This is a genomic window from Coprococcus intestinihominis, assembly GCF_040096555.1.
Classification (GTDB): Bacteria; Bacillota; Clostridia; order Lachnospirales; family Lachnospiraceae; genus Coprococcus_A; species Coprococcus_A intestinihominis.
Genome location: NZ_JBBMEK010000478.1, coordinates 1 through 981, shown reverse-complemented (window position 1 = coordinate 981; position 981 = coordinate 1). Strand labels below are relative to the sequence as shown.

At 47.5% G+C, this 981-nt stretch carries 1 tRNA gene and 2 rRNA genes; all 3 read right to left on the bottom strand.

Features of this window, described 5'->3' with window-relative positions:
- Nucleotides 1–182 precede the first annotated feature (182 nt).
- A tRNA-Ile gene (locus tag WMO25_RS18340) sits at nt 183–256 on the bottom strand.
- A 130-nt stretch (nt 257–386) separates the two neighbouring features.
- Nucleotides 387–504, bottom strand: a 5S ribosomal RNA gene (gene rrf / locus WMO25_RS18335).
- A 79-nt stretch (nt 505–583) separates the two neighbouring features.
- Nucleotides 584–981: ribosomal RNA gene (locus WMO25_RS18330) — 16S ribosomal RNA — on the bottom strand; the annotation flags it as partial.

The following is a 981-nucleotide window of genomic DNA, read 5'->3' as shown; positions in this document are numbered from 1 at the left end:
CTTTTGAAATCTGTAAATCTTTTCTTTTCGATGATTTACGGCTTGATGTGTTTCTGATATGCAGTTTTCAAGGTACAACCTGCTGATAAATCGAATGCTTATCAGCAAATGATATCCCAGGATTCGAACCTGCTATCGTTCCCTTCTGAACAATATCTCAATATTTCAATGTTAGGTTTTTATGGGCTTAAGTGGACTCGAACCACCGACCTCACGCTTATCAGGCGTGCGCTCTAACCGGCTGAGCTATAAGCCCATAATATGTAGCCATATAGGCCGTCTATATGAATCAGTCAAAAGACTGTTATTTTTAACCGGTGATATAAACTTGATATATCACTCTTATATATAACCCCTTCATATAGAAGAACTATTTTTTCATTAAAAACTGGCAGCCACCTGCTCTCCCGTGCCGTCTCCAGCAAAGTACCATCGGCCGCTTAAGTCTTAACCGTCGTGTTCGGGATGGGAACGGGTGTCTCCCTTAAGCGCATCGCCACCAGTAAGTTCATATCCATTTCAGCAGTCGCCTGCTTCCTTTGAATACTCAACAACAAAACAATCCCTACTTCTTTTTCCTTAGAAAGGAGGTGATCCAGCCGCACCTTCCGATACGGCTACCTTGTTACGACTTCACCCCAGTCATCGGCTCCACCTTCGGCAGCTCCTCCCTTGCGGTTAGGTCACTGACTTCGGGCATTTCCAACTCCCATGGTGTGACGGGCGGTGTGTACAAGACCCGGGAACGTATTCACCGCGACATGCTGATTCGCGATTACTAGCGATTCCAGCTTCGTGTAGTCGGGTTGCAGACTACAGTCCGAACTGGGACGTTATTTTTGGGATTCGCTCCAGGTCACCCTCTCGCTTCCCTTTGTTTACGCCATTGTAGCACGTGTGTAGCCCAGGCCGTAAGGGGCATGATGATTTGACGTCATCCCCGCCTTCCTCCGGGTTATCCCCGGCAGTCTGTCCAGAGTG